At 77.0% G+C, this 18,944-nt stretch carries 16 protein-coding genes and 1 riboswitch; of the genes, 4 read left to right on the forward strand and 12 right to left on the reverse strand.

What is annotated here, in order from left to right; all coding sequences use genetic code 11:
• Positions 1–75: 75 nt before the first annotated feature.
• Positions 76–206: riboswitch (FMN riboswitch) on the reverse strand.
• Positions 207–497: 291 nt separating this feature from the next.
• A complete protein-coding gene (locus ACHZ99_RS05855; protein ID WP_420303289.1) occupies positions 498–1,205 on the forward strand; it encodes a DUF5995 family protein in 708 nt (235 codons plus the stop codon).
• Between the two features lie 12 nt (positions 1,206–1,217).
• Here the strand turns inward: ACHZ99_RS05855 and ACHZ99_RS05860 are convergent, their stop codons facing one another.
• From ACHZ99_RS05860 to ACHZ99_RS05875, 4 genes are all read right to left on the reverse strand, one after another.
• On the reverse strand, positions 1,218–2,921 hold the full coding sequence (locus ACHZ99_RS05860; protein WP_420303290.1) for a flavin monoamine oxidase family protein: 1,704 nt from the start codon (positions 2,919–2,921) through the stop codon (positions 1,218–1,220).
• A gap of 85 nt (positions 2,922–3,006) precedes the next feature.
• Positions 3,007–3,795, reverse strand: coding sequence for a carbon-nitrogen hydrolase family protein (locus ACHZ99_RS05865; protein WP_420303291.1), 789 nt, complete (start codon positions 3,793–3,795; stop codon positions 3,007–3,009).
• A 154-nt stretch (positions 3,796–3,949) separates the two neighbouring features.
• Positions 3,950–4,405: an Lrp/AsnC family transcriptional regulator gene (locus ACHZ99_RS05870; protein WP_420303292.1), complete on the reverse strand. Its 456-nt coding sequence runs from the start codon at positions 4,403–4,405 to the stop codon at positions 3,950–3,952.
• 90 nt (positions 4,406–4,495) lie between these two features.
• Positions 4,496–5,935, reverse strand: coding sequence for a GuaB1 family IMP dehydrogenase-related protein (locus ACHZ99_RS05875; RefSeq protein WP_420303293.1), 1,440 nt, complete (start codon positions 5,933–5,935; stop codon positions 4,496–4,498).
• 71 nt (positions 5,936–6,006) lie between these two features.
• Between ACHZ99_RS05875 and ACHZ99_RS05880 the strand changes: the two genes are divergently transcribed.
• Complete coding sequence (locus ACHZ99_RS05880) at positions 6,007–6,444, forward strand: DUF6479 family protein (RefSeq protein ID WP_420303294.1); 438 nt, start codon at positions 6,007–6,009, stop codon at positions 6,442–6,444.
• 375 nt (positions 6,445–6,819) lie between these two features.
• Positions 6,820–7,197 carry a hypothetical protein gene (locus ACHZ99_RS05885; protein WP_420303295.1) on the forward strand — a complete coding sequence of 126 codons (378 nt, stop codon included), beginning with the start codon at positions 6,820–6,822 and terminating at the stop codon, positions 7,195–7,197.
• Between the two features lie 37 nt (positions 7,198–7,234).
• Here ACHZ99_RS05885 and ACHZ99_RS05890 read toward each other — a convergent pair whose 3' ends face one another.
• Positions 7,235–7,939, reverse strand: coding sequence for a DUF2993 domain-containing protein (locus ACHZ99_RS05890; protein ID WP_420303296.1), 705 nt, complete (start codon positions 7,937–7,939; stop codon positions 7,235–7,237).
• 190 nt (positions 7,940–8,129) lie between these two features.
• On the opposite strand from ACHZ99_RS05890, the gene ACHZ99_RS05895 reads away from it, so the two are divergent.
• The gene (locus tag ACHZ99_RS05895; protein ID WP_420303297.1) at positions 8,130–10,355 is read left to right on the forward strand and encodes an NADP-dependent isocitrate dehydrogenase; all 2,226 of its coding nucleotides are present in this window, start codon (positions 8,130–8,132) and stop codon (positions 10,353–10,355) included.
• Positions 10,356–10,420: 65 nt separating this feature from the next.
• Here ACHZ99_RS05895 and ACHZ99_RS05900 read toward each other — a convergent pair whose 3' ends face one another.
• The 7 genes from ACHZ99_RS05900 to ACHZ99_RS05930 all read right to left on the reverse strand — a co-directional run bounded on the left by ACHZ99_RS05900 (position 10,421) and on the right by ACHZ99_RS05930 (position 18,882).
• Positions 10,421–11,341: an HpcH/HpaI aldolase/citrate lyase family protein gene (locus ACHZ99_RS05900; RefSeq protein ID WP_420303298.1), complete on the reverse strand. Its 921-nt coding sequence runs from the start codon at positions 11,339–11,341 to the stop codon at positions 10,421–10,423.
• Positions 11,338–12,603, reverse strand: a complete 1,266-nt coding sequence (locus ACHZ99_RS05905; protein WP_420303299.1) for a CaiB/BaiF CoA transferase family protein — start codon at positions 12,601–12,603, stop codon at positions 11,338–11,340. The genes ACHZ99_RS05900 and ACHZ99_RS05905 overlap by 4 nt, the downstream gene beginning before the upstream one ends.
• Positions 12,604–12,709: 106 nt before the next feature.
• A complete protein-coding gene (gene rbsK, locus ACHZ99_RS05910; RefSeq protein WP_420303300.1) occupies positions 12,710–13,621 on the reverse strand; it encodes a ribokinase in 912 nt (303 codons plus the stop codon).
• Positions 13,618–15,162 carry an ADP-ribosylglycohydrolase family protein gene (locus tag ACHZ99_RS05915; protein ID WP_420303301.1) on the reverse strand — a complete coding sequence of 515 codons (1,545 nt, stop codon included), beginning with the start codon at positions 15,160–15,162 and terminating at the stop codon, positions 13,618–13,620. Before ACHZ99_RS05915 ends, rbsK begins: the two co-directional genes overlap by 4 nt.
• Positions 15,159–16,364 (reverse strand): ADP-ribosylglycohydrolase family protein, encoded by a 1,206-nt coding sequence (locus tag ACHZ99_RS05920; RefSeq protein ID WP_420303302.1) that lies wholly within the window; start codon positions 16,362–16,364, stop codon positions 15,159–15,161. Before ACHZ99_RS05920 ends, ACHZ99_RS05915 begins: the two co-directional genes overlap by 4 nt.
• The gene (locus tag ACHZ99_RS05925; RefSeq protein WP_420303303.1) at positions 16,361–17,800 is read right to left on the reverse strand and encodes an ADP-ribosylglycohydrolase family protein; all 1,440 of its coding nucleotides are present in this window, start codon (positions 17,798–17,800) and stop codon (positions 16,361–16,363) included. The genes ACHZ99_RS05920 and ACHZ99_RS05925 overlap by 4 nt, the downstream gene beginning before the upstream one ends.
• On the reverse strand, positions 17,797–18,882 hold the full coding sequence (locus tag ACHZ99_RS05930) for an ADP-ribosylglycohydrolase family protein (protein ID WP_420303304.1): 1,086 nt from the start codon (positions 18,880–18,882) through the stop codon (positions 17,797–17,799). Before ACHZ99_RS05930 ends, ACHZ99_RS05925 begins: the two co-directional genes overlap by 4 nt.
• Between the last annotated feature and the right edge of the window lie 62 nt (positions 18,883–18,944).

Consider the following 18,944-nt stretch of genomic DNA (forward strand, 5'->3'; position numbering starts at 1 on the left):
GATCACCGGGGCGCCGGCCGGGAGGGGGCCGCCCGAAGGGGCGGGCCGTCGCCGCGGCGCACCTGTGGCATCCCGCCGCGCACTGCCTCCCATCCGGACTTTCACCGTCGGTCCAGGAATTCCACCTGGTCAACCGGCCGCTGGCAGCGGCCGGGTCGCGGACTGTAACCGCCGGTTCGGACTTTCACCGACCCCGGAGTGCGCGTTCGTCACTGGTACGCATCCAGTCTGCCACGCCCGGGGACCGGTCAACCCGCCGAACGCTGTGGGCTGGCTCACCTCCGCGGGGCCCGTCGTCGGCCCGACGTCGTCCGCCGACGGGGCGACCGCGGGGTGACCTCGCCCGTTCGCCTCCCGCGGCGGGGTGCGGCGGAGGGACCGCGGCCGCGCGGGTCACGATCCCGGCGGGCGGGGGCGCCACCCGTACGAGGGGCGCCGGGAGCCGCGCCCGGGCGGGTGATGGCCGCGCGGGGGGCGGGGCTGCCAGGGTGACGGCCATGACGTCTGTGCAGGACCCGGCCGCCGCCGGGGCCGCCCTCGACGCCGCCGCCGGGCGGATGCGCGCGCTGGCCGCCGGGCTGCCCCGGCCGGACGGGGTGGCGGTCTTCGCGTCGGTGTACCTGGCGGTGACCGACGAGGTACGGGTGCGGCTGGCGGCCGGCGGCTTCGCCGACCGGACCGCGGCCGCCGGCCTCGCGGCGGACTTCGCGGGCCGGTTCCTGGCCGCGGTGGACGACGCCGCGGCGGGCCGCCGGCCGCCGGCGTGCTGGCGGCCGCTGTTCCAGGCCCGCCGCCACCGCGGCGTCCACCCGCTGCAGTTCGCGCTGGCCGGCATCAACGCCCACATCGGCTACGACCTGCCGCTCGCGGTCGTCGCCTCCTGCCGCACGCTGGGCCGCGAACCGGAGGACGCCGAGGGCGACTTCGAGCGGGTCGGCGAGCTGCTCGTCCGGCTGGAGGAGCGGATCCGCGAGCAGCTGATGCCGGGGCCCGACCTGCTGGACGTGGCCGATCCGCTCACCCACTTCGCGGGGGCGTGGAGCCTGGAGCGGGCCCGGGACGCGGCGTGGGCGGCGGCCCGGGTGCTGTGGCGGCTGCGCGGTCTGCCGGAGGTGGGCGAGGAGTTCACCGAGCGGCTGGACCAGTCGGTCGGGCTGGTCTCGCGGTGCGTCCTGGTGCCGCTGCGCGGCGCGTGCGACGGCTGACCCGGCCGCCGCTCAGTCCTCCGGCAGCTCCACCGGGGCGAGGGCGTCGAAGACGTCGCCGGGCCCGGGGTTGGCCGGGTCGGTGGCGCCGCCGAAGTGCCGCAGCACGCCCCACACGGCGTTCAGCGCCGTCTGCACCGCGCCCTCGGCCCAGCCCGCCGTCCAGGAGATGTCGTCCCCGGCCAGGAAGAGCCCGCGCCGGTCCGCCGGCAGCGCGTCCTGCATGAAGTGGGTGAACAGCCGCCGCTGGTAGCGGTAGTGGCCGGGCAGGTTGGCCTTGAACGCGCCCATGAAGTACGGCTCGTCCTCCCAGGAGACCGTCACCGGCGGGCCGATGATGTGCTTCCTGATGTCGACGTCCGGGTAGATCTCGCCGAGCGACTTGAGCATGACCTCCATCCGCTCCGCGGCGGTCAGCGGCAGCCACTTCAGGCTGTCGTCGCACCAGGTGTACGACAGGCAGATCGACGCCGGGCCGTCGGGCCCTTCGTCGAGGAGGTACGTGCCGCGGGTCATGCGGTCGGTGAGCGTCATGGACATCACGTCGCGCCCGGTCCGCTCGTCGCGGTCGCGCCAGAAGGGGCGGTCCACGGGCACGAACAGCTTGGCGGACGCCATGTAGTGGGTGCGTTCGACGGCGGTCCAGTGGTCGATGGGCAGCAGGTCGTCGGTGCAGTCGATCTTCGACAGCAGCATCCACGACTGGGCGGTGAAGACCGCGGCCCGGTAGGTGCGGACGTCGCCGGCGGCGTCGGTGACGGTGATGCCCTCCCCGGCGGCGCGGGCGAGCCGGGTGACCGCCGGGCGGGGGGCGCCGCCGTCGTGCAGGGCCGCCAGCGAGGTGCCCTGCGCCCAGTGCACGATCTTGCCGGGCGCCCGGTCCCACAGCCGCAGCGGCAGCTGCCGGCTGCCGCCGACGATGGCGCGGTGGTCGTCGTCGGCCTCGGTGTAGACGACGCGCAGGATCTCCAGGATGGAGTTGGGGAAGTCGGTGTCCCAGCCGCCGGTGCCGAAGCCGACCTGGCCGAAGATCTCCCGGTGCCGGAAGGAGCGGAAGGCGGGCGAGTCGCAGAGGAAGCCGTAGAAGGTCTGGTCGTCGAGCCGCTCCACGAGCCCGGCCCACAGCTCGCGGATGCGCGGCACGTCGCGCTCGCGGATGGCCCGGTTCATGGCCGTGAAGTCCGCGCCCTCCTCCAGGCAGTCGGCCCAGGCGGCGGCGACGTCGCGGTAGACCTGCGGCAGGTCGTCGACGGTGCGGGCGTAGTGCGACTCGCCCTTGAGGTCGACGACGGTGGACGGGGTACCGGGGGCCAGCGGGTTGGGGAACGGGCGGGTCTGAAGGCCGGTGAGGTCGATGTAGTGCCGCAGCGCGGTGGAGGACGGCGGGAAGCGCATCGCGCCCATCTCGGCGGTGAGCGCGGGGTCGCAGCCGGGGAACGTCTCGGTGCGCAGCCGGCCGCCGATGCGGTCGGCCTCGTAGACCACCGGCTTCAGGCCCGTCTTCATCAGCTCGTACGCGGTGACGAGGCCGGAGAGCCCGCCGCCGATCACCGCGACCTCCGTGCCGTGCTCGGTGGCCGGTATCTGGCCGAGCCCGGCGGGGTGGCCGAGGTAGTCGTCGTACGCGAAGGGGAAGTCGGGGCCGAACATCGTGATCGGCCGCCGGCCGGTCTCCTCCCCCGCGGGGTGGACGGCGGTGGGCACGGTGGACGTCATCTTCGCGGGGCTCCTCGGGCTTTTCGGGCAGGGCGGGGCGGAACAGGGCGGGGCGGGGCGTGGCGCGGGCGGCGCCGGGGCGGGGTCAGGCGTACAGCTCGGGCCTCAGGTCCGCGAGGTAGGTGTTGTCGCGGCGGGCGCAGGCGATCCGGGCCGGGTCGACGTCGGCGAGGACGAGGTCCTCCCCGGTGTGCCCGGCGCGGGCGCGCACGGTGCCGTCGGGCGCGGCCAGGCAGCTCAGCCCGGCGAAGTGGTGCTCGCCCTCGGGGCCGACGCGGTTGGCGTACGCCACGTACAGCTGGCTCTCGTAGGCGCGCGCGGGGACCAGCGTGCGGGCGACGAACTCGTACGGGCGCATCAGCGCGGTGGGCACCAGCAGCAGCTCGGTGCCGGCCAGGGCGTGCGCCCGGACCGCCTCGGGGAACTCGACGTCGTAGCAGATCAGCAGCCCGACGCGGATGCCGTCGACGTCGGCCTGGACGACCGGGGTGTCGCCGGGGGTGAAGAACTTCCGCTCGAAGTCGCCGAAGAGGTGGGTCTTGCGGTAGTTGGCCGCGGGGTAGCCGTACGGGGTGATCAGCTGGACGGCGTTGTACACGGCGTTGCCGTCCCGCTCCGGGTAGCCGTAGGCGATGGACAGGCCGTGGTCGGCGGCGATGCCGGCGACGGCGTGGGCGCCGGGGCCGTCGGCCGGCTCGGCGCGGCCGGCCGGGTCGGTGGCGTAGCCGCTGAGGAACAGCTCGGCGGCGACCAGCAGCCGGGCGCCCCCGGCGGCGGCGGTCCGGGCGGCGGTCTCCAGCTCGGCGAGGCCCTCCTGTCTGCTCGGGGGCACCCCGGCCGGCCCCTGGAGCAGGGCGATGCGCAGCGGCGCCATGGGCTACCTCGCAGGCGGGTCGTGCGGTCCGTCTCACTCGACGGTACGTCCCGTGCGGGGCCCGGAACAAGGCCCGTCGATTGCGTCCGACCAGGCGATTCGTTGCGTGCGCCGGGGCCCGGGCGGCGATCCGTTGCGTGCGGCCCCGCCGCCCTCACAGGGGTGGGTCGGGGGCGTAGCGGCGGACGAGCGGGGAGAGGACGAGGACCGATCTGGTGCGTTCGACGAAGGGCTCGCCGGCGATCCGTTCCAGCACGGCTTCGAAGTGGCGCATGTCGGTGGCGAAGATCTGCACGACGGCGTCGGCGTCGCCGGTGACCGTGGAGGCGGCGGCCACCTCGGTGTAGCGGGACAGGGTGCGGCGGATGTCGGCGGGGCTGGTCTTGGAGCGGCAGTACAGCTCGACGTAGCCCTCGGTGGCCCAGCCGAGGGCGGTGGGGTCGACGCGTACGGTGAAGCCGGTGACGGCGCCGGCCGCGCGCAGCCGGTCCACGCGCCGCTTGACCGCGGGCGCGGAGAGGCCGACCTCGGCGCCGATGTCGGCGTAGGTGCGGCGGGCGTCCTCGGCGAGGGCGCGCACGATCCGCTCGTCCAGCTCGTCGAGTCGCATGTCCGCAGTAGACCACGCCGGGCCGGCGCGGTCCCCCCGGGGCGCCGGGCGGCCCCCGCGCCCCGGGCGGGGCCGGCGGGCCCCGTGCCGCTACTGCCAGCTGGCGTGCAGCGGCTGGCCCTCGGCGTACCCCGCGGCGCTCTGCACGCCGACGACGGCCCGCTCGTGGAACTCCTCCAGGGTCGCCGCCCCGGCGTACGTGCACGCGCTGCGCACGCCCGCGACGACGGCGTCGATGACGTCCTCGACGCCCGGGCGCTGCGGGTCCAGGAACATCCGCGAGGTGGAGATGCCCTCCTCGAAGAGCCCCTTGCGGGCCCGGTCGTACGCGGATTCCTCGGCGGTCCGGCCGCGGACGGCGCGCGCCGAGGCCATGCCGAAGCTCTCCTTGTACAGCCGCCCGTCCGCGGTCTGCTGCAGGTCGCCCGGGGACTCGTAGGTGCCGGCGAACCAGGAGCCGATCATGACGTTGGAGGCGCCGGCGGCCAGCGCCATGGCGACGTCGCGGGGGTGCCGTACGCCGCCGTCGGCCCACACGTGCCGGCCGAGCCGGCGGGCCTCGGCGGCGCACTCCAGCACGGCGGAGAACTGCGGCCGGCCGACGCCGGTCATCATGCGGGTGGTGCACATCGCGCCGGGGCCGACGCCGACCTTGACGATGTCGGCGCCCGCCTCGACCAGGTCGCGCACCCCCTCGGCGGCGACGATGTTGCCCGCGACCACCGGCACCCCGGGGTCGAGGGCGCGGACGGCGCGCAGCGCGTGCAGCATCTGCTCCTGGTGGCCGTGCGCGGTGTCCACGACGAGGGTGTCGACGCCGGCGTCGAGGAGCTGCTTGGCGCGCCCGGCGACGTCGCCGTTGATGCCCGCCGCGGCGGCGACGCGCAGCCTGCCGCGGGCGTCGGTGGCGGGGGTGTAGAGCGTGGCCCGCAGGGCGCCCTTGCGGGTGAGCAGGCCGACCAGCCGCCCGTCGGGGCCGACGGCGGGGGCGAGCCGGCGGTGGGCGGCGTCCAGGCGGTTGAACGCCTCCCGCGGGTCGATGCCCGCGTCGAGCGTCAGCAGCTCGCGGGACATCACCTCCGACAGCTGGGTGAACCGGTCCACCCCGCTCAGGTCGGACTCGGTGACGACGCCCACGGGTCGGCCGTCCTCGACGACGACGGCGGCGCCGTGCGCCCGCTTGGGCAGCAGCGCCAGCGCGTCGGCGACGGTGGAGTGCGGCCCCAGCACGATGGGGGTGTCGAGCACCAGGTCGCGCTGCTTGACCCAGGAGACGACGTCGGCGACGACGTCGATGGGGATGTCCTGCGGGACGACGACGAGCCCGCCGCGGCGGGCGACGGTCTCCGCCATCCGGCGGCCCGCGATGGCGGTCATGTTGGCGACGACGACCGGGATGGTGGTGCCGGTGCCGTCGGCGGAGGACAGGTCGACGGCCTGGCGGGAGCCGACGGCGGAGCGGCGGGGGACCATGAACACGTCGTCGTACGTCAGGTCGTACGGCGCGGTGGAGTCATTCAGGAAACGCACGTACTTCAGTGTCCCACGCGGCGGCGGGATCGCCCCCGGACGGATCCTCCGGACCGGCGGCGGCGCGGGCGGTGCGATCGCACGAAGGCGCGGCGGCGGTACGCGGCCGGGTGCAGAACCGCGTCCCGTGGGTACCCGGCCCCATGCGCACCGACTCGCAGAGAACCGCCCCCGCCGTCGCCGCCGACGCGGTCACCGCGGGCCTGCTGCCCTTCCTCCTCGGCCTCGTCCTGGTCGCCGTGCTGGTCGGCGCGGTGTGGCTCGGCATCCGGATACGGTCCCGGGAGCCCGCCCCGCCGCGCCCCGAGGACCAGCCGCGACCGCCGGCGTCCGGGCCCGTCCCGCACGTCACGGAGGAGCGGGAGCCCGCGGAGGTGCCCCGCGGCCGGGGCCGGCTGACCCCGCACGAGCTCCCCGGCCACGGCAACTCCGGCACCCGGCCGGCCCGGCGCCCGGCCCGGCGCCGCGGGGAGCGGCAATCGGGCGGATCTCGCGGCCCGGGGGCGTGAACCCGGCCGCGGGCGGGCACGCGCCCCATGAACGTCACGCACCACGTGCCACCCCGTCCCACGGAGGACGCCATGCCGACGCAGCCGATCCCGGTGCCGGCAACGGACACCGGAACCCGCCCGCCCCCGGCGGCGGACCGGGAACCCGACCCCGTACCGCCGATGCCGCCGGCGCCGCCCGCGCCGCCGCGGCCCGACCCCGATCCGGGCCCCGGTCCGGGGCCGCGCCCCGGGCCCGTACCGGAGCCGCCGCCCGCGCCGGACCCGATCCCCCGGCCGCCCGGGCCCGACCCGGTGCCGGACCCCAGTCCGCAGCCGGGTCCGGTGGGCTCCTGACACCGCGGACGGCGACCCCGGCAAAGGAGGTGATCCCGGGTGGCGGTTTCGACGGACGAACTCGGCCGTGAGGCCCTGGTCCGGTACATCGAGGACGGCTTCGTCTGCGCCCAGGCGTGCGCGGAGTGCGCCACGGCGTGCCTGCGGCCCGCGGGGCCGGCGGAACCGAGCGCGGCACAGCGGCTGGACCTGCGCTGCGCGGACGTCTGCGAGCAGACCTCCCGGATGCTCACGCAGCACGGCCGGCACGACGCGCCGGGCCTGCGGGCGCAGGTCGAGCTGTGCGCCGCGACCTGCGCGGCCTGCGCGGCGGACTACGAGCGGCTGGCCGCCACCGCGCCGGGGGCGGCGGAGCGGGCCGCGGCGTGCCGCCGCTGCGAGCGGGCGTGCCGCGACTTCCTCGTGAACCTCGTCTGAGCCCCGGCCGGGCGCGCGGCGGCCGGGGTGCGGCGGCTCAGCCGGCGACCCGGACGCCCTCGCCCGCCACGTCGACCACGAGGCCGTCCGCGGTCGCCGTGACCAGGTCGATCCGCACCCCGTCGGGCAGCCCGCCGACCTGCCGGTCGACGTCGACGGCGCCGCGCACGGCCTCCTGCGCCCCGGGGCCGCCCGCGGCCGGGATCTCCTCGGCGCGCAGCCTGACGGTGTCGCCGCCCTCGGCCTCGACCGTGGACAGCACCTCGACCGGCTCCGGCGCGTCCAGCGCCCCGGCGCTCGCGGTGACCTTCACCTTGCCGTCGCCGCCGTAGCCGAAGGTGACGCCCCGGTGCCCGGCCGCGGCGGTCAGCGCCTCGTACGCGATGACGGCGGAGCCCGCGGCGCTCTCGGCGGTCGCGCCGCCGTAGTCCTCGTCCAGGTCCATCCCGCTCAGCTCCACGCTGAACTCGGAGACCAGCAGCCGCTCGCCGGTGCCGGAGGCGGCGGCGTCCGCGCGGATGCCGGTCATCTCGACGTCGACGTCGTCGAGGTGCTTGCCGGCGATCTGGGTGAGGAACGGGAAGCCGTTGATCGACACCTCGGTGCTGCCCTCCAGGCCCAGCCTGGCCTGGATCCTGTCGGCCACCTTCCCCTCCGCCACGTACACGGTCACCCGGTCGACGGCGACGAAGACGACGCCGAGCACGACACACACCACGAGCACGATTCGCAGTCCACGCATGACAGATCCCCCCCGGGAGCTTTCGGTGCCGGGAGCCTATCCCGTCCCGTCCGGCGCTCGCCGGGCCGGCGATCAGGTGTGGCGCGATCCTGCCGCGCGGTGGCACAGGGCCCTGTCCGGCGCGGGCGGCGCATTGGATATCTTGATATCAAGCAATCCGGCAGAGCAGCGACGCGGACTGGAGCACCCGGTGACCGAACAAGCATCGACGATCATCTACACCCACACCGACGAGGCGCCGGCCCTGGCGACGTATTCGTTCCTGCCCGTGGTCCAGGCGTACGCGGCGACCGCCGGGGTCGGCGTGGAGACCCGCGACATCTCCCTGGCCGGGCGGATCCTCGCGCAGTTCCCCGACCGGCTGCCGGCCGACAAGCGGGTGGCCGACGCGCTCGCCGAGCTGGGCGCGCTGGCGCAGACCCCGCAGGCCAACATCATCAAGCTGCCGAACATCTCGGCGTCCATCCCGCAGCTCAAGGCCGCCGTCGCCGAGCTGCGCGAGCACGGCTACGACCTGCCGGACTACCCGGACGAGCCCAAGACCGACGAGGAGCGCGACATCCGCGCCCGCTACGACAAGGTCAAGGGCAGCGCCGTCAACCCCGTCCTGCGCGAGGGCAACTCCGACCGCCGCGCCCCCGCCTCGGTGAAGAACTACGCCCGCACCCACCCGCACCGCATGGGCGCCTGGACCGCCGGCTCGAAGACCAACGTCGCGCACATGATCGCCGACGACTTCCGCTCCACCGAGAAGTCCGCGGTCGTCGCCCGGGACGGCAGCCTGCGCATCGAGCTGGCCGGCGCGGACGGCACCACCGCCGTGCTGCGCGAGTCGGTGCCGGTGCTGGCCGGCGAGGTCGTCGACGCCGCCGTGATGCACGTCGAGGCGCTGCGCGCGTTCCTCGGCGAGCAGGTCGCCCGGGCGAAGACCGAGGGCGTGCTGTTCTCGCTGCACCTGAAGGCCACGATGATGAAGGTCTCCGACCCGATCGTCTTCGGCCACGCGGTACGGGCCTTCTTCCCCCGCACGTTCGCGCGCCACGGCGCGACCCTGGCCGCCGCGGGCCTGACCCCGAACGACGGGCTCGGCGGCATCCTCGCCGGCCTCGGCGCACTGCCCGAGGGCGCGGAGATCAAGGCGTCGTTCGACGCCGAGCTGGCCGAGGGGCCGGCGCTGGCGATGGTCGACTCCGACCGCGGCATCACCAACCTGCACGTCCCCAGCGACGTCATCGTCGACGCCTCGATGCCCGCGATGATCCGCACCTCCGGCCACATGTGGGGACCGGACGGCGCGGAGGCCGACACCCTCGCCGTCATCCCGGACAGCAGCTACGCGCCCGTCTACCAGGTCGTCATCGACGACTGCCGCGCGCACGGCGCCTTCGACCCGGCGACGATGGGCTCGGTGCCCAACGTCGGCCTGATGGCGCAGAAGGCCGAGGAGTACGGCAGCCACGACAAGACCTTCGAGATCGGCGCGCCGGGCACCGTGCGCGTCGTCGACGGCGCCGGCGACGTCCTGCTGGAGCAGCCGGTCGCCGAGGGCGACATCTTCCGCATGTGCCAGACCAAGGACGCGCCGGTCCGGGACTGGGTGAAGCTCGCCGTCACCCGCGCCCGCGCCACCGGCGACCCGGCCGTCTTCTGGCTGGACGAGACCCGGGCGCACGACGCCAACCTGATCGCGAAGGTGCGGGAGTACCTGCCGGAGCACGACACCGCGGGCCTGGACATCCGCATCCTCGCCCCCGCCGACGCGATGGCCCTGTCGCTGGAGCGGATCCGCCGCGGCGAGAACACCATCTCGGTGACCGGCAACGTGCTGCGCGACTACCTCACCGACCTCTTCCCCATCCTGGAGCTGGGCACCAGCGCCAAGATGCTCTCGGTCGTCCCGCTGATGAACGGCGGCGGCCTGTTCGAGACCGGCGCCGGCGGCTCCGCGCCCAAGCACGTGCAGCAGCTCGTCAAGGAGGACTACCTGCGCTGGGACAGCCTGGGCGAGTTCCTGGCGCTGGCCGTGTCCTTCGAGCACCTGGCGCAGAAGACGGGCAACGCCCGCGCCCAGGTGCTCGCCGACACCCTGGACCGGGCGACGGCCACGTTCCTGAACGAGAACAAGTCGCCCACCCGCCGCGTCGGCGGCATCGACAACCGCGGCAGCCACTTCTACCTCGCGCTGTACTGGGCGCAGGAGCTCGCCGGGCAGACCGCCGACGCGCAGCTCGCGGAGGCGTTCGGGACCCTGGCGGCGACCCTGGCCGAGCAGGAGCCGGCGATCGTCGAGGAGCTGCTCGCGGTGCAGGGCAACCCCGCCGACATCGGCGGCTACTACCAGCCGGACCCGGAGAAGGCCGCCGCGGTCATGCGGCCGTCGCAGATCCTCAACCGGGCGCTGGAGACGCTGGGCTGAGCGGTGCGGCGTCCCGCCCGGGCCCCGGTACGGGCCCGGGCCGGGCCGCCGGCGCACCCGCGGGTTCAGCGGGCGGGGCGGCCGGCCAGGCGCAGCGTACGCCGGGCGCCGGCGAGCACGGCGGCGTCGACGAAGCGGCCGTCGGGCAGCGCGAGCGCCCCGGCGTCCGCGGCCGCCGCGGCGACGACCTCCTCGGCGCGGGCGACCTCGGCGGGCGTGGGCAGGAACGCCCGGTCGATCACCGGCAGCTGCCGGGGGTGGAGGGCGGTACGCCCCAGGAAGCCCAGCGCCCGGCCGGCGGCGCAGGAGCGGGCGAGCCCGTCGAGGTCGGCGACGTCCGGGTACACCGACTGCGCGGGCGGGGCCAGCCCCGCGGCGCGGGCGGCGACGACGGCCCGGCCGCGCGGCCAGGCCAGCCCGGCGTCGTCGGCGACGCCGAGCTCGGCGCGCAGGTCGGCCTCGCCGAGCGCGATGCCGCGCACCGCGGGGTGCGCGGTGGCGATCTCGTAGGCGCGCTCGATGCCGAGGGCGGATTCGAGGAGCGGGTAGAGCGGCGGCACGCCACCGGCGGGGCCGCCGTCGCCGCCGGTGGCGGCCTCCCGTACGGCCGCCGCCGCCCGCAGCACGTCCGGACGGCCGCCGGCCTTCGGCAGCCGGAGCCCGGCGAGGCCCGGCAGCGGGGCCAGCGTGCGCAGTTCGCCGTCCGCCAGCGGTCCGGAGAGCGCGTTGACCCGGACGTGCACCGGCGCCGGGCCGGGGCGCGGCTCGGCCAGCAGCTCGGCGGTGGCGGCGAGCGCGTACGCCTTGCGCTCCGGCGCCACCGCGTCCTCCAGGTCGACCAGCACCACGTCCGCGCCGCTGCGCAGCGCCTTGGCCACCACCGCGGGCCGGTCCCCCGGGACGTACAGCCAGGTCAGATACGTGTCCTGGGTCCCGGCGCCGGCCGGCGGGTCCGCCGCGACCGCGGACCCGCGCGGGGCGCTCACACCGCCCCCTCGTCCCGCAGCCCGGCTATCTCCGCGCCGGTCAGCCCCAGTTCGGAGAGCACCGCGTCGGTGTCCGCGCCGTGCGGCCGGCCCGCCCAGCGGATCGCGCCCGGGGTCTCGGAGAGCCGGAAGAGCACGTTCTGCATCTTCACGGTGCCCAGCTCCTCGTCCTCGACCTCGGTGATCGACCCGAGCGCCCGGTACTGCTCGTCGGCCAGCACGTCCCGTACGTCGTACACCGGCGCCACCGCCGCCTGCGCCTTCTCGAACTCCGCGACGACCGTCGCGGCGTCGTGCCGCCCGATCCACCCGCCGACCGCCTCGTCCAGCTCGTCGGCGTGCGCCGCCCGGCCCGCGCCAGTGCCGAACCACGGCTCGCCGGTCAGCTCGGGCCGCCCCACCAGCCGCATCACCCGCTCGGCGACGGACTGCGCGGAGGTGGAGACGGCCAGCCAGCGGCCGTCCGCGGTGCGGTAGGTGTTGCGCGGCGCGTTGTTGGCGGAGCGGTTGCCGGTGCGCGGCTGGACGTAGCCGAGCTGGTCGTACCAGAGGAGCTGCGGGCCGAGCACCGTGAGCATGGGCTCGATGATGGCCATGTCGACGACCTGCCCGCGGCCGGTGCGCTCCCGCCCGGCGAGCGCGGTCATCACGGCGTACGCGGTGGAGAGCGCGGCGACGGAGTCCGCGAGGCCGAACGGCGGCAGCGTCGGCGGCCCGTCGGGCTCGCCGGTGACCGCGGCGAAGCCGCTCATCGCCTCGGCGAGGGTGCCGAACCCGGGGCGGCGGGAGTACGGGCCGAACTGGCCGAAGCCGGTGACCCGGGCGAGCACCAGCCGGGGGTTGGCCGCGGACAGCTCCGCCCAGCCGAGGCCCCACTTCTCCAGCGTGCCGGGGCGGAAGTTCTCCACGACCACGTCGGCGCCGGCGGCCAGCCGCAGCAGCACGTCCCGCCCGCCGGGCGTGGACAGGTCGAGCGTGAGGTTCTTCTTGTTGCGGCCGAGCAGCTTCCACCACAGGCCGACGCCGTCCTTGGCGGGCCCGTGGCCGCGGGAGGGGTCGGGCTTGGCGGGGTGCTCGACCTTGACGACCTCGGCGCCGAAGTCGCCGAGCAGGGTCGCGGCCAGCGGGCCGGCAAAGAGGGTCGCGAGGTCCAGGACGCGCAGCCCGGCGAGCGGGGCCTGCGCTCTCCTGTCGGCGTCGGCAGCGTGGGCGTCGGCAGCGGCGTTCGCGTCGGCGGAAGCGGAGGCGGGGGTGTCGGTCATGGTGTCGCGCCTTCCTCGGTCGTGCGGGGGGTGCGGGTCGTGCGTCGCGGGGCCGTGCGCGGGCCGTACGCCCGTGGCCCCGCGGGGGCCCGCGGCGGTACGCGGGTCACGGGCCCGCGGCCGCCAGCCGGTCGATCTCCGCGCGCGCCGGCATGGCGGACGACGCGCCCGGCCGCTGCACGGCGAGCGCCGCGGCGGCCGCCGCCCACGCCATCGCCGCCGGCATCGGCCGGCCCTCGGCGTACGCCACGCACAGCGCGCCGACGAAGGTGTCGCCCGCGGCCGTGGTGTCGACGGCCCGGACCGCGTGCGCCGGCACGGCGACCGGCGCGCGGCCACGCGCCGCGTACAGGCTGCCCGCGCCGCCGAGGGTGACCACGACCTCCGGCACCTGCCGCAGCAGCGCCGCCGCGGCCTCGTGCGGATCGGATCTGCCGGTGAGCGCGGCCGCCTCGTGCTCGTTGGGGACGAGCAGGTCGGTGGCGGCGAGCAGCCGTTCGGGCAGCGGGCGGGCGGGGGCGGGGGTGAGCACGGTGCGTACGCCGTGCCCGCGGGCCGCCTCGGCGGCGGCGGTGACGCCCGCCAGCGGCAGCTCCAGTTGCAGCAGGAGCGCGCCGGCGGCGGCGATGCGGTCCTCGTCGCCGGCGGCCGGCCCGGTGACGGCGGCGTTGGCGCCGGGGACGACGACGATGGAGTTGCCGCCGTCGTCGTCGACGACGATGTGCGCAGTGCCGCTGGCGCCCGGGGCGGTGCGCAGCCCGGCGGTGTCCACGCCGGCGCCGTCGAGCGCGGCGCGCAGCTCGCCGCCGAAGCCGTCGTCGCCGACCGCGCCGATCATCGTCACCGCGCCGCCCGCGCGGGCGGCGGCGACGGCCTGGTTGGCGCCCTTGCCGCCGGGCACGGTGCGGAACTCGCGGCCGGAGACGGTCTCGCCGCGGCGCGGGGCGGTGGCGACGTACGCCACGAGGTCCATGTTGACGCTGCCGAACACGGCGATCGGCGGGCGGGGGGCGGTCATGCGGAGGGCCTCCGGGAGTCGTGCGGGCGGGCGGGGGCGGGCAGCGCGTGGGCGGCGGTGCGGGCGGCGAGTTCGTCGAAGCCGATGCCGTCCAGGCCGCCGACGCTGGTCGCCAGCCGGTTGCGCAGCGGCGCCGTCCACCGCTCCGGCAGCGCCTCCGGCGACCCGGCCAGCAGCCCGGCGACGGACCCGGCGGTGGCGCCGTTGGAGTCGGTGTCCCAGCCGCCGGAGACGACGCGGCAGACGGATCCGGTGAAGTCGCCGCGCGCGTGCGTGAGCGCGGCGGCGAGCAGCGCGGCGTTGGGCACGACGTGCACCCAGTGGCGGCCCTCGTGGACGGCGTGCAGCTCGTCGACGACGGCCGCGAAGCCCTCCGGCGTGCCGGCGGGTTCGGTGCGGGCCAGCTCGATGCCGTGCCGCACGGCGCGGGCCAGCCGGGAGCGCGGCGGCACGACGGCGAGGCCGGCGCGCAGCGCCGCGTCCACGTCGGCGGCGCCGCCGGCCGCGGCGGAGATGACGGCGGCGGCGAACATGGCGCCGTACACGCCGTTCGCGGTGTGGGTGAGCACGGCGTCGGTGTGCGCGGCCGCGGCGGCGGCGGCCGGGTCGCCGGGGTGGGTCCAGCCGTGCACGTCGGCGCGGATCTGGGCGCCGATCCACTCCCGGAACGGGTTGCGGTAGGCGCCGGTGTGCGGCGGTTCGACGCCGTCGAGCAGGTTGCGGTACGCGACCCGCTCGGCGGTGAACGTACGGCCCGCCGGCAGCTCGTCCAGCCAGAGCCGGGCGACGTCGGCGGTGGTGAAGCCGTGGCCGTGGCGGTCGAGGAGGAGCAGGCCGATCAGGGGGTAGTTGAGGTCGTCGTCCTCGGGGGTGCCGTCGAGGGTCTCGGCCAGGGAGGTGGTGGCGCTGCGGCTGTTCCAGGGGTGCGCGGCGGCGGTCGCGGGGTCGAGTCCGGCGGCGGTGAACCAGGTGTGCACGGGCCAGTTGCCGGTGGCGCGGGCGATGGCCCGGATGCCCTGAAGCGTCACCTTCTCGACGGGCTTGCCCAGGACGCATCCGGCGGCCCGCCCGAGCCACGCGGCGTGCAGCCGGTCGCGCAGCGCGGCGCGGGAGCCGCCGTCCGAGGCGGGCGCGGGCAGCCGCGGGCAGGCCGCCCTGATCTCCGCCAGGTCCGTCGGCTCGACCGCGGCCAGCGGCGTCTCCATTGCGGCCAGTTCGTCCAGCAGCTCCACCGCCAGCGCCCGCAGCCGCGGCTTCGGCGGGCCCGGCGAGGCACCCGCGCGCTCCGGCGCCGGCGGCCCGCCGGCGCCCAGCCAGCGGCGGCGCAGCGGCCCCGCGGCGCGGCCGTCCTCGGCGGCCTGGCGCAGCTCGTGGCCGACGAGGTCCTCCGGCTGCACCCAGGTCAGCCGGAGCGGCGCCCCGTGCGCGGCCCCCGGGGCGGACCAGCCGCGGGCGTCCCGGCCACCCGGGCCGTCCGGACCCGCATCGGTCCCGGTGGGCCGCCGGGGCTCCGCAAAGCCGTCCCGCGCGCCGCCCGTCATGCCCCCTCCGCAATCGCGCCGAAGGCGGCCTCGTGGGCGCGGCGGCGCGCCACGTCCCGTACGAACACCTCGCGGGCGACCTCGGTGAGCGTGGCGGCGGGCGCGAGCAGGTCCAGCCGGCTGGCGCGGGCGACCTCCCCGGCCCACTCCCCCGGCACCGCCGCGGCGCCGCCCAGGGCGCCGGCGAGAGCGCCGCCCATGGTGGCGATCGAGTCGCAGTCGCGGCCGTAGTTGACGGCCCCGAGGACCGTCCGCCGGTAGTCGCCGCGGCCGACGAGCAGCATGCCGAGCGCCACCGGCAGCTCCTCTATGGCGTGCAGCCGGGACGGCCGCCGGGCGCCGAGGGAGGGGTTGCGGTAGTCGGGGCCGACCGTGTCGTACGGCTCGACCGCGGCGCGCAGCGGGGCCAGCGCCTTCTCGAAGTCGTCGAGGCCGGCGGCGGCGTCGCAGACGGCCTCGACGGCCGCGCGGGTGCCGTCCTTGGCCAGCGCGAGCGCCGTCTCGACCACCGACTCCGGCGTCGCGCCCGGGGCGAAGGCCGCCGCCACGCAGGCGGCGAAGACGCCGGCGGCCTCGCGCCCGTACGACGACTGGTGCGCGCCGGCGACGTCCAGCGCCTCGGCGTAGGCCGCCGCGGGGTTGCCGGCGTTGACGGCGCCGACGGGTGCCATGTACATCGCGGCGCCGCAGTTGACGATGTTGCCGACGCCCGCCTCGCGGGGGTCGGCGTGGCCGTAGTGCAGCCGGGCGACGATCCACTTCTCGGCGAGGAAGATCCGTTGCAGCGGCAGCGCCTCGGCCTCCAGCTCGGGGATCCAGCGCGGCGTGCCCATGAGGTCGGGGACCAGGTGGTCGGCGACGGCGTACGCGTCGAGGTGGTCGCGGACCTTGTCGTAGACCCGCACCAGGGCGTGGGTCATGAGGGTGTCGTCGGTGACGTGCCCGTCGCCCTTGTGGTACGGGGCGATGGGCCGGGCGGTGCGCCAGCGGTCGCCGTGGAACGGCTCGACGATGCCGCGTACCCGGCCGCCGTAGCGCTCGGCGATGGCGTCGGGCGTCCAGCCCTCGACGGGGCCGCCCAGGGCGTCGCCGACGGCGGCGCCGACGAGGCAGCCGGCGGTGCGGTCGGCCAGGCCCGGCCCGGCGGGCGGGGCGGCGGAGGGGCCGGAACCGGGGGTGGCGGAAGCGGGCGTGGGGGTCATGGGGCGAGGGGTCCTTCCGCGGGGGTGCGGGCGTGCTTGTCGGCCAGCTGCCGGGCGAGGTCGACGAGGTCGGCGCCGGCGAGCTGGGGCAGGGCGCAGCCGGAGAGGATCCGGCAGGCGTCCCGCCAGGTGGCGGGGAGTCCGGCGGCGCCGCCGAGCGCCCCGGTGAGGGCACCGGCGAGCGCCGGCGCGGAGTCGGCGACGCGCGCGAGGCAGGCGGCGGCGGGGACGGCCTCGGAGATCGCGCCGGCCGCGGCGGTGACGACGGCGAGCGCGACGGGCACGGTCTCGGCGGCGGCGATGCCGTAGCTGTAGACGTGGTCGACGATCTCGTGCTCCAGGACCGGCACGAGGGCGAAGGCGTTGCCGGGCAGGCCCGGGCGGGTGGCGACGGCGGTGCGGCCGAGCTGCACCGCGCGTTCGGCGTTGCGCAGGATCTCCGTGCCCGGCGGGAGCTGGGCGAGCGCGGCGTCCACGCAGGCGTCGACGGGCCGGCCGCCGAGCGCGGCGGCGACGGCGGCGGCCGTGGCGCGGGCGCCGTGCACGCCGTCTCCGTCCTGGGTGTAGCGGGCGTCGAACTCGGCGAGGCCGGCGGCCCGTTCCGGGTCGCCGGGGTGGACGGCGGCGAGGACGGCGGCCCGGACGCAGGCGGCGTCGTCGAAGTAGTGCGGGTTGTCGTGGCCGGTGGCGGGCGGGCGCAGCCCGGCGGCGAGGTTGCCGAGCCCGGCCCGTACGGAGATGCGGGCGCGCAGCGGGATGTCCGCCGACTCGATCTCGTCGGCGCGCTCGGCGGCGACGGCGACCTCGTCGGCGAGCGCGTTCCAGGCGAGGGTGAGCGCGGAGCGGACGCGCCGGTCGGAGGTGAGGTCGGTGTGCAGCCCGCTGCCGGCGGAGAGCACGGCGTACGCGGTGAAGGCGGCCCACTCCGCGTCGTCGGACGGGCCCAGGCGCAGCGGCTCGGGCGGCTGGTTGAGCGCGATGGGCACCGGGAGGGTGGTGGTGGCGTTCTGCTCGGCGAAGGTGTCCAGCTCGCGGGTGAGCCGGCGGGTCCACTCGGGCATCCGGGCGGCGCGGTGCCGGCCGGCGGGCCAGCCCGCGGCGTCGCCGGCGGCGATGCCGAGCAGCAGCCCCTCCACGCGCCGCAGGTCGCCGCCCGGCTCGGCGAGGCTGGCGGCGCCGACGGCGCGGCCGGCGGGCGGCGGGCCCGCGGGCTGTCCGGCCGGGGGCCCGGGCGGCGGTACGGGCTCCGCGCGCGGCGCGGCGACGGCGCGGCGCTCCTGTCCGGTGCCCCCGGCGGGGCGCGCGGAAGCACCGGCGCGTGCGCCCGTACGGGCCGCGCCCCCGGCGGCGCCGTCCGGGGCGCCCGCCGCGTCGCGCGCCGCCCCGGGCTCCGGGACGGTGCGGTTTCCGGGCGTCCCCGGCGTCGGTGCACTCATGACGCGGCCTCCTCGTCCGCCGGCGCGAGCCGGTCCGCGATGTCCAGCACGTGGTGACCGGCCATGGACGGCAGACAGGTGCCCCGTACCGGCTGGATGGCCGCGGCCCAGCCGGCGGGGATCGCGGACTCGCCGCGCAGCGCGCCCGCCAGCGCGCCGGCGACGGCGGCGGTGGTGTCGGCGTCGCGGCCCATGTTGACGGCGGTCAGGACGGAGCCGGTGAAGTCGCCGCGGGCGGCGGCGAAGGCGCCGAGCGCGAGGCCGACGGCCTCGGGCGCCAGGTCGGACCACGGGTAGCCGCCGATGACGACCGAGGACCGGACGGCGCGTTCGACGCTCAGCGGCGTGGCGCCGGGGGCGCGGCGCGCCCGGCGGCCGGCGGAGACCGCGCGCTGAAGCGAGCGGGAGGTCCAGGAGTCCGCGGGGATGACGGACAGGGCGGCCTGGACGACGACGTCCGGGGAGTCGCCGGCCATCGCGGCGGCCACGCCGGCGGCGACGGCCTGGCCGCCGTAGATGCCCTCGCCCTCGTGGCTGACGGTGCCGTCGACGGCGACCAGCCGCGCCGCCTCCGCGGGGCGGCCGGCGGCGAAGACGCCGAACGGCGCCGCGCGCATGGCGAGTCCGTCGCTCCAGGCGTGCCGGTGCTGCGCGGTGATCGGCGCGGCGAGGCCGCGGCGCAGGTTCTCCAGCGTGCCGCGCTCGCTGAACCCGGCGCCGCGGAAGGGGCCCTCGTCGAGGTCGGCGATCCGCTCGTGCCACGCGGACTCCACGTCCGCCAGGCTGAGCCGGGCGCCGTGCTCGGCGAGCAGCAGCCCGGAGAAGATCGCGTACTCGGTGTCGTCGGTGCCCGCCGGGGCGGCGGACACGAAGTCCTCGATCCGGCCCCAGCGCTCCCGGATCTGCGAGGGCTTCATGTTCTCGACGGGCGCGCCGAGGGCGTCCCCGACGGCGAGCCCGAGCATGGCGCCGCGGGCCCGGTCGCGGGCCGTCGGGGCGCCGCGGGCGGCGGGGCGGGCGGCCGGGCGCAGGCGGAGCGGGGCGGGGCTGCCGGGCGGTTCGGGGACGGCTCCGGCGCTCATGGTGCGGTGCTCATGGTGCGGTTCGTACTCTTTTCCTCGTGCGCCTGCGGGTTCTCGTCGGG

This window comes from Streptomyces sp. MAR4 CNX-425 (genome assembly GCF_048656465.1).
Lineage (GTDB): Bacteria > Actinomycetota > Actinomycetes > Streptomycetales > Streptomycetaceae > Streptomyces.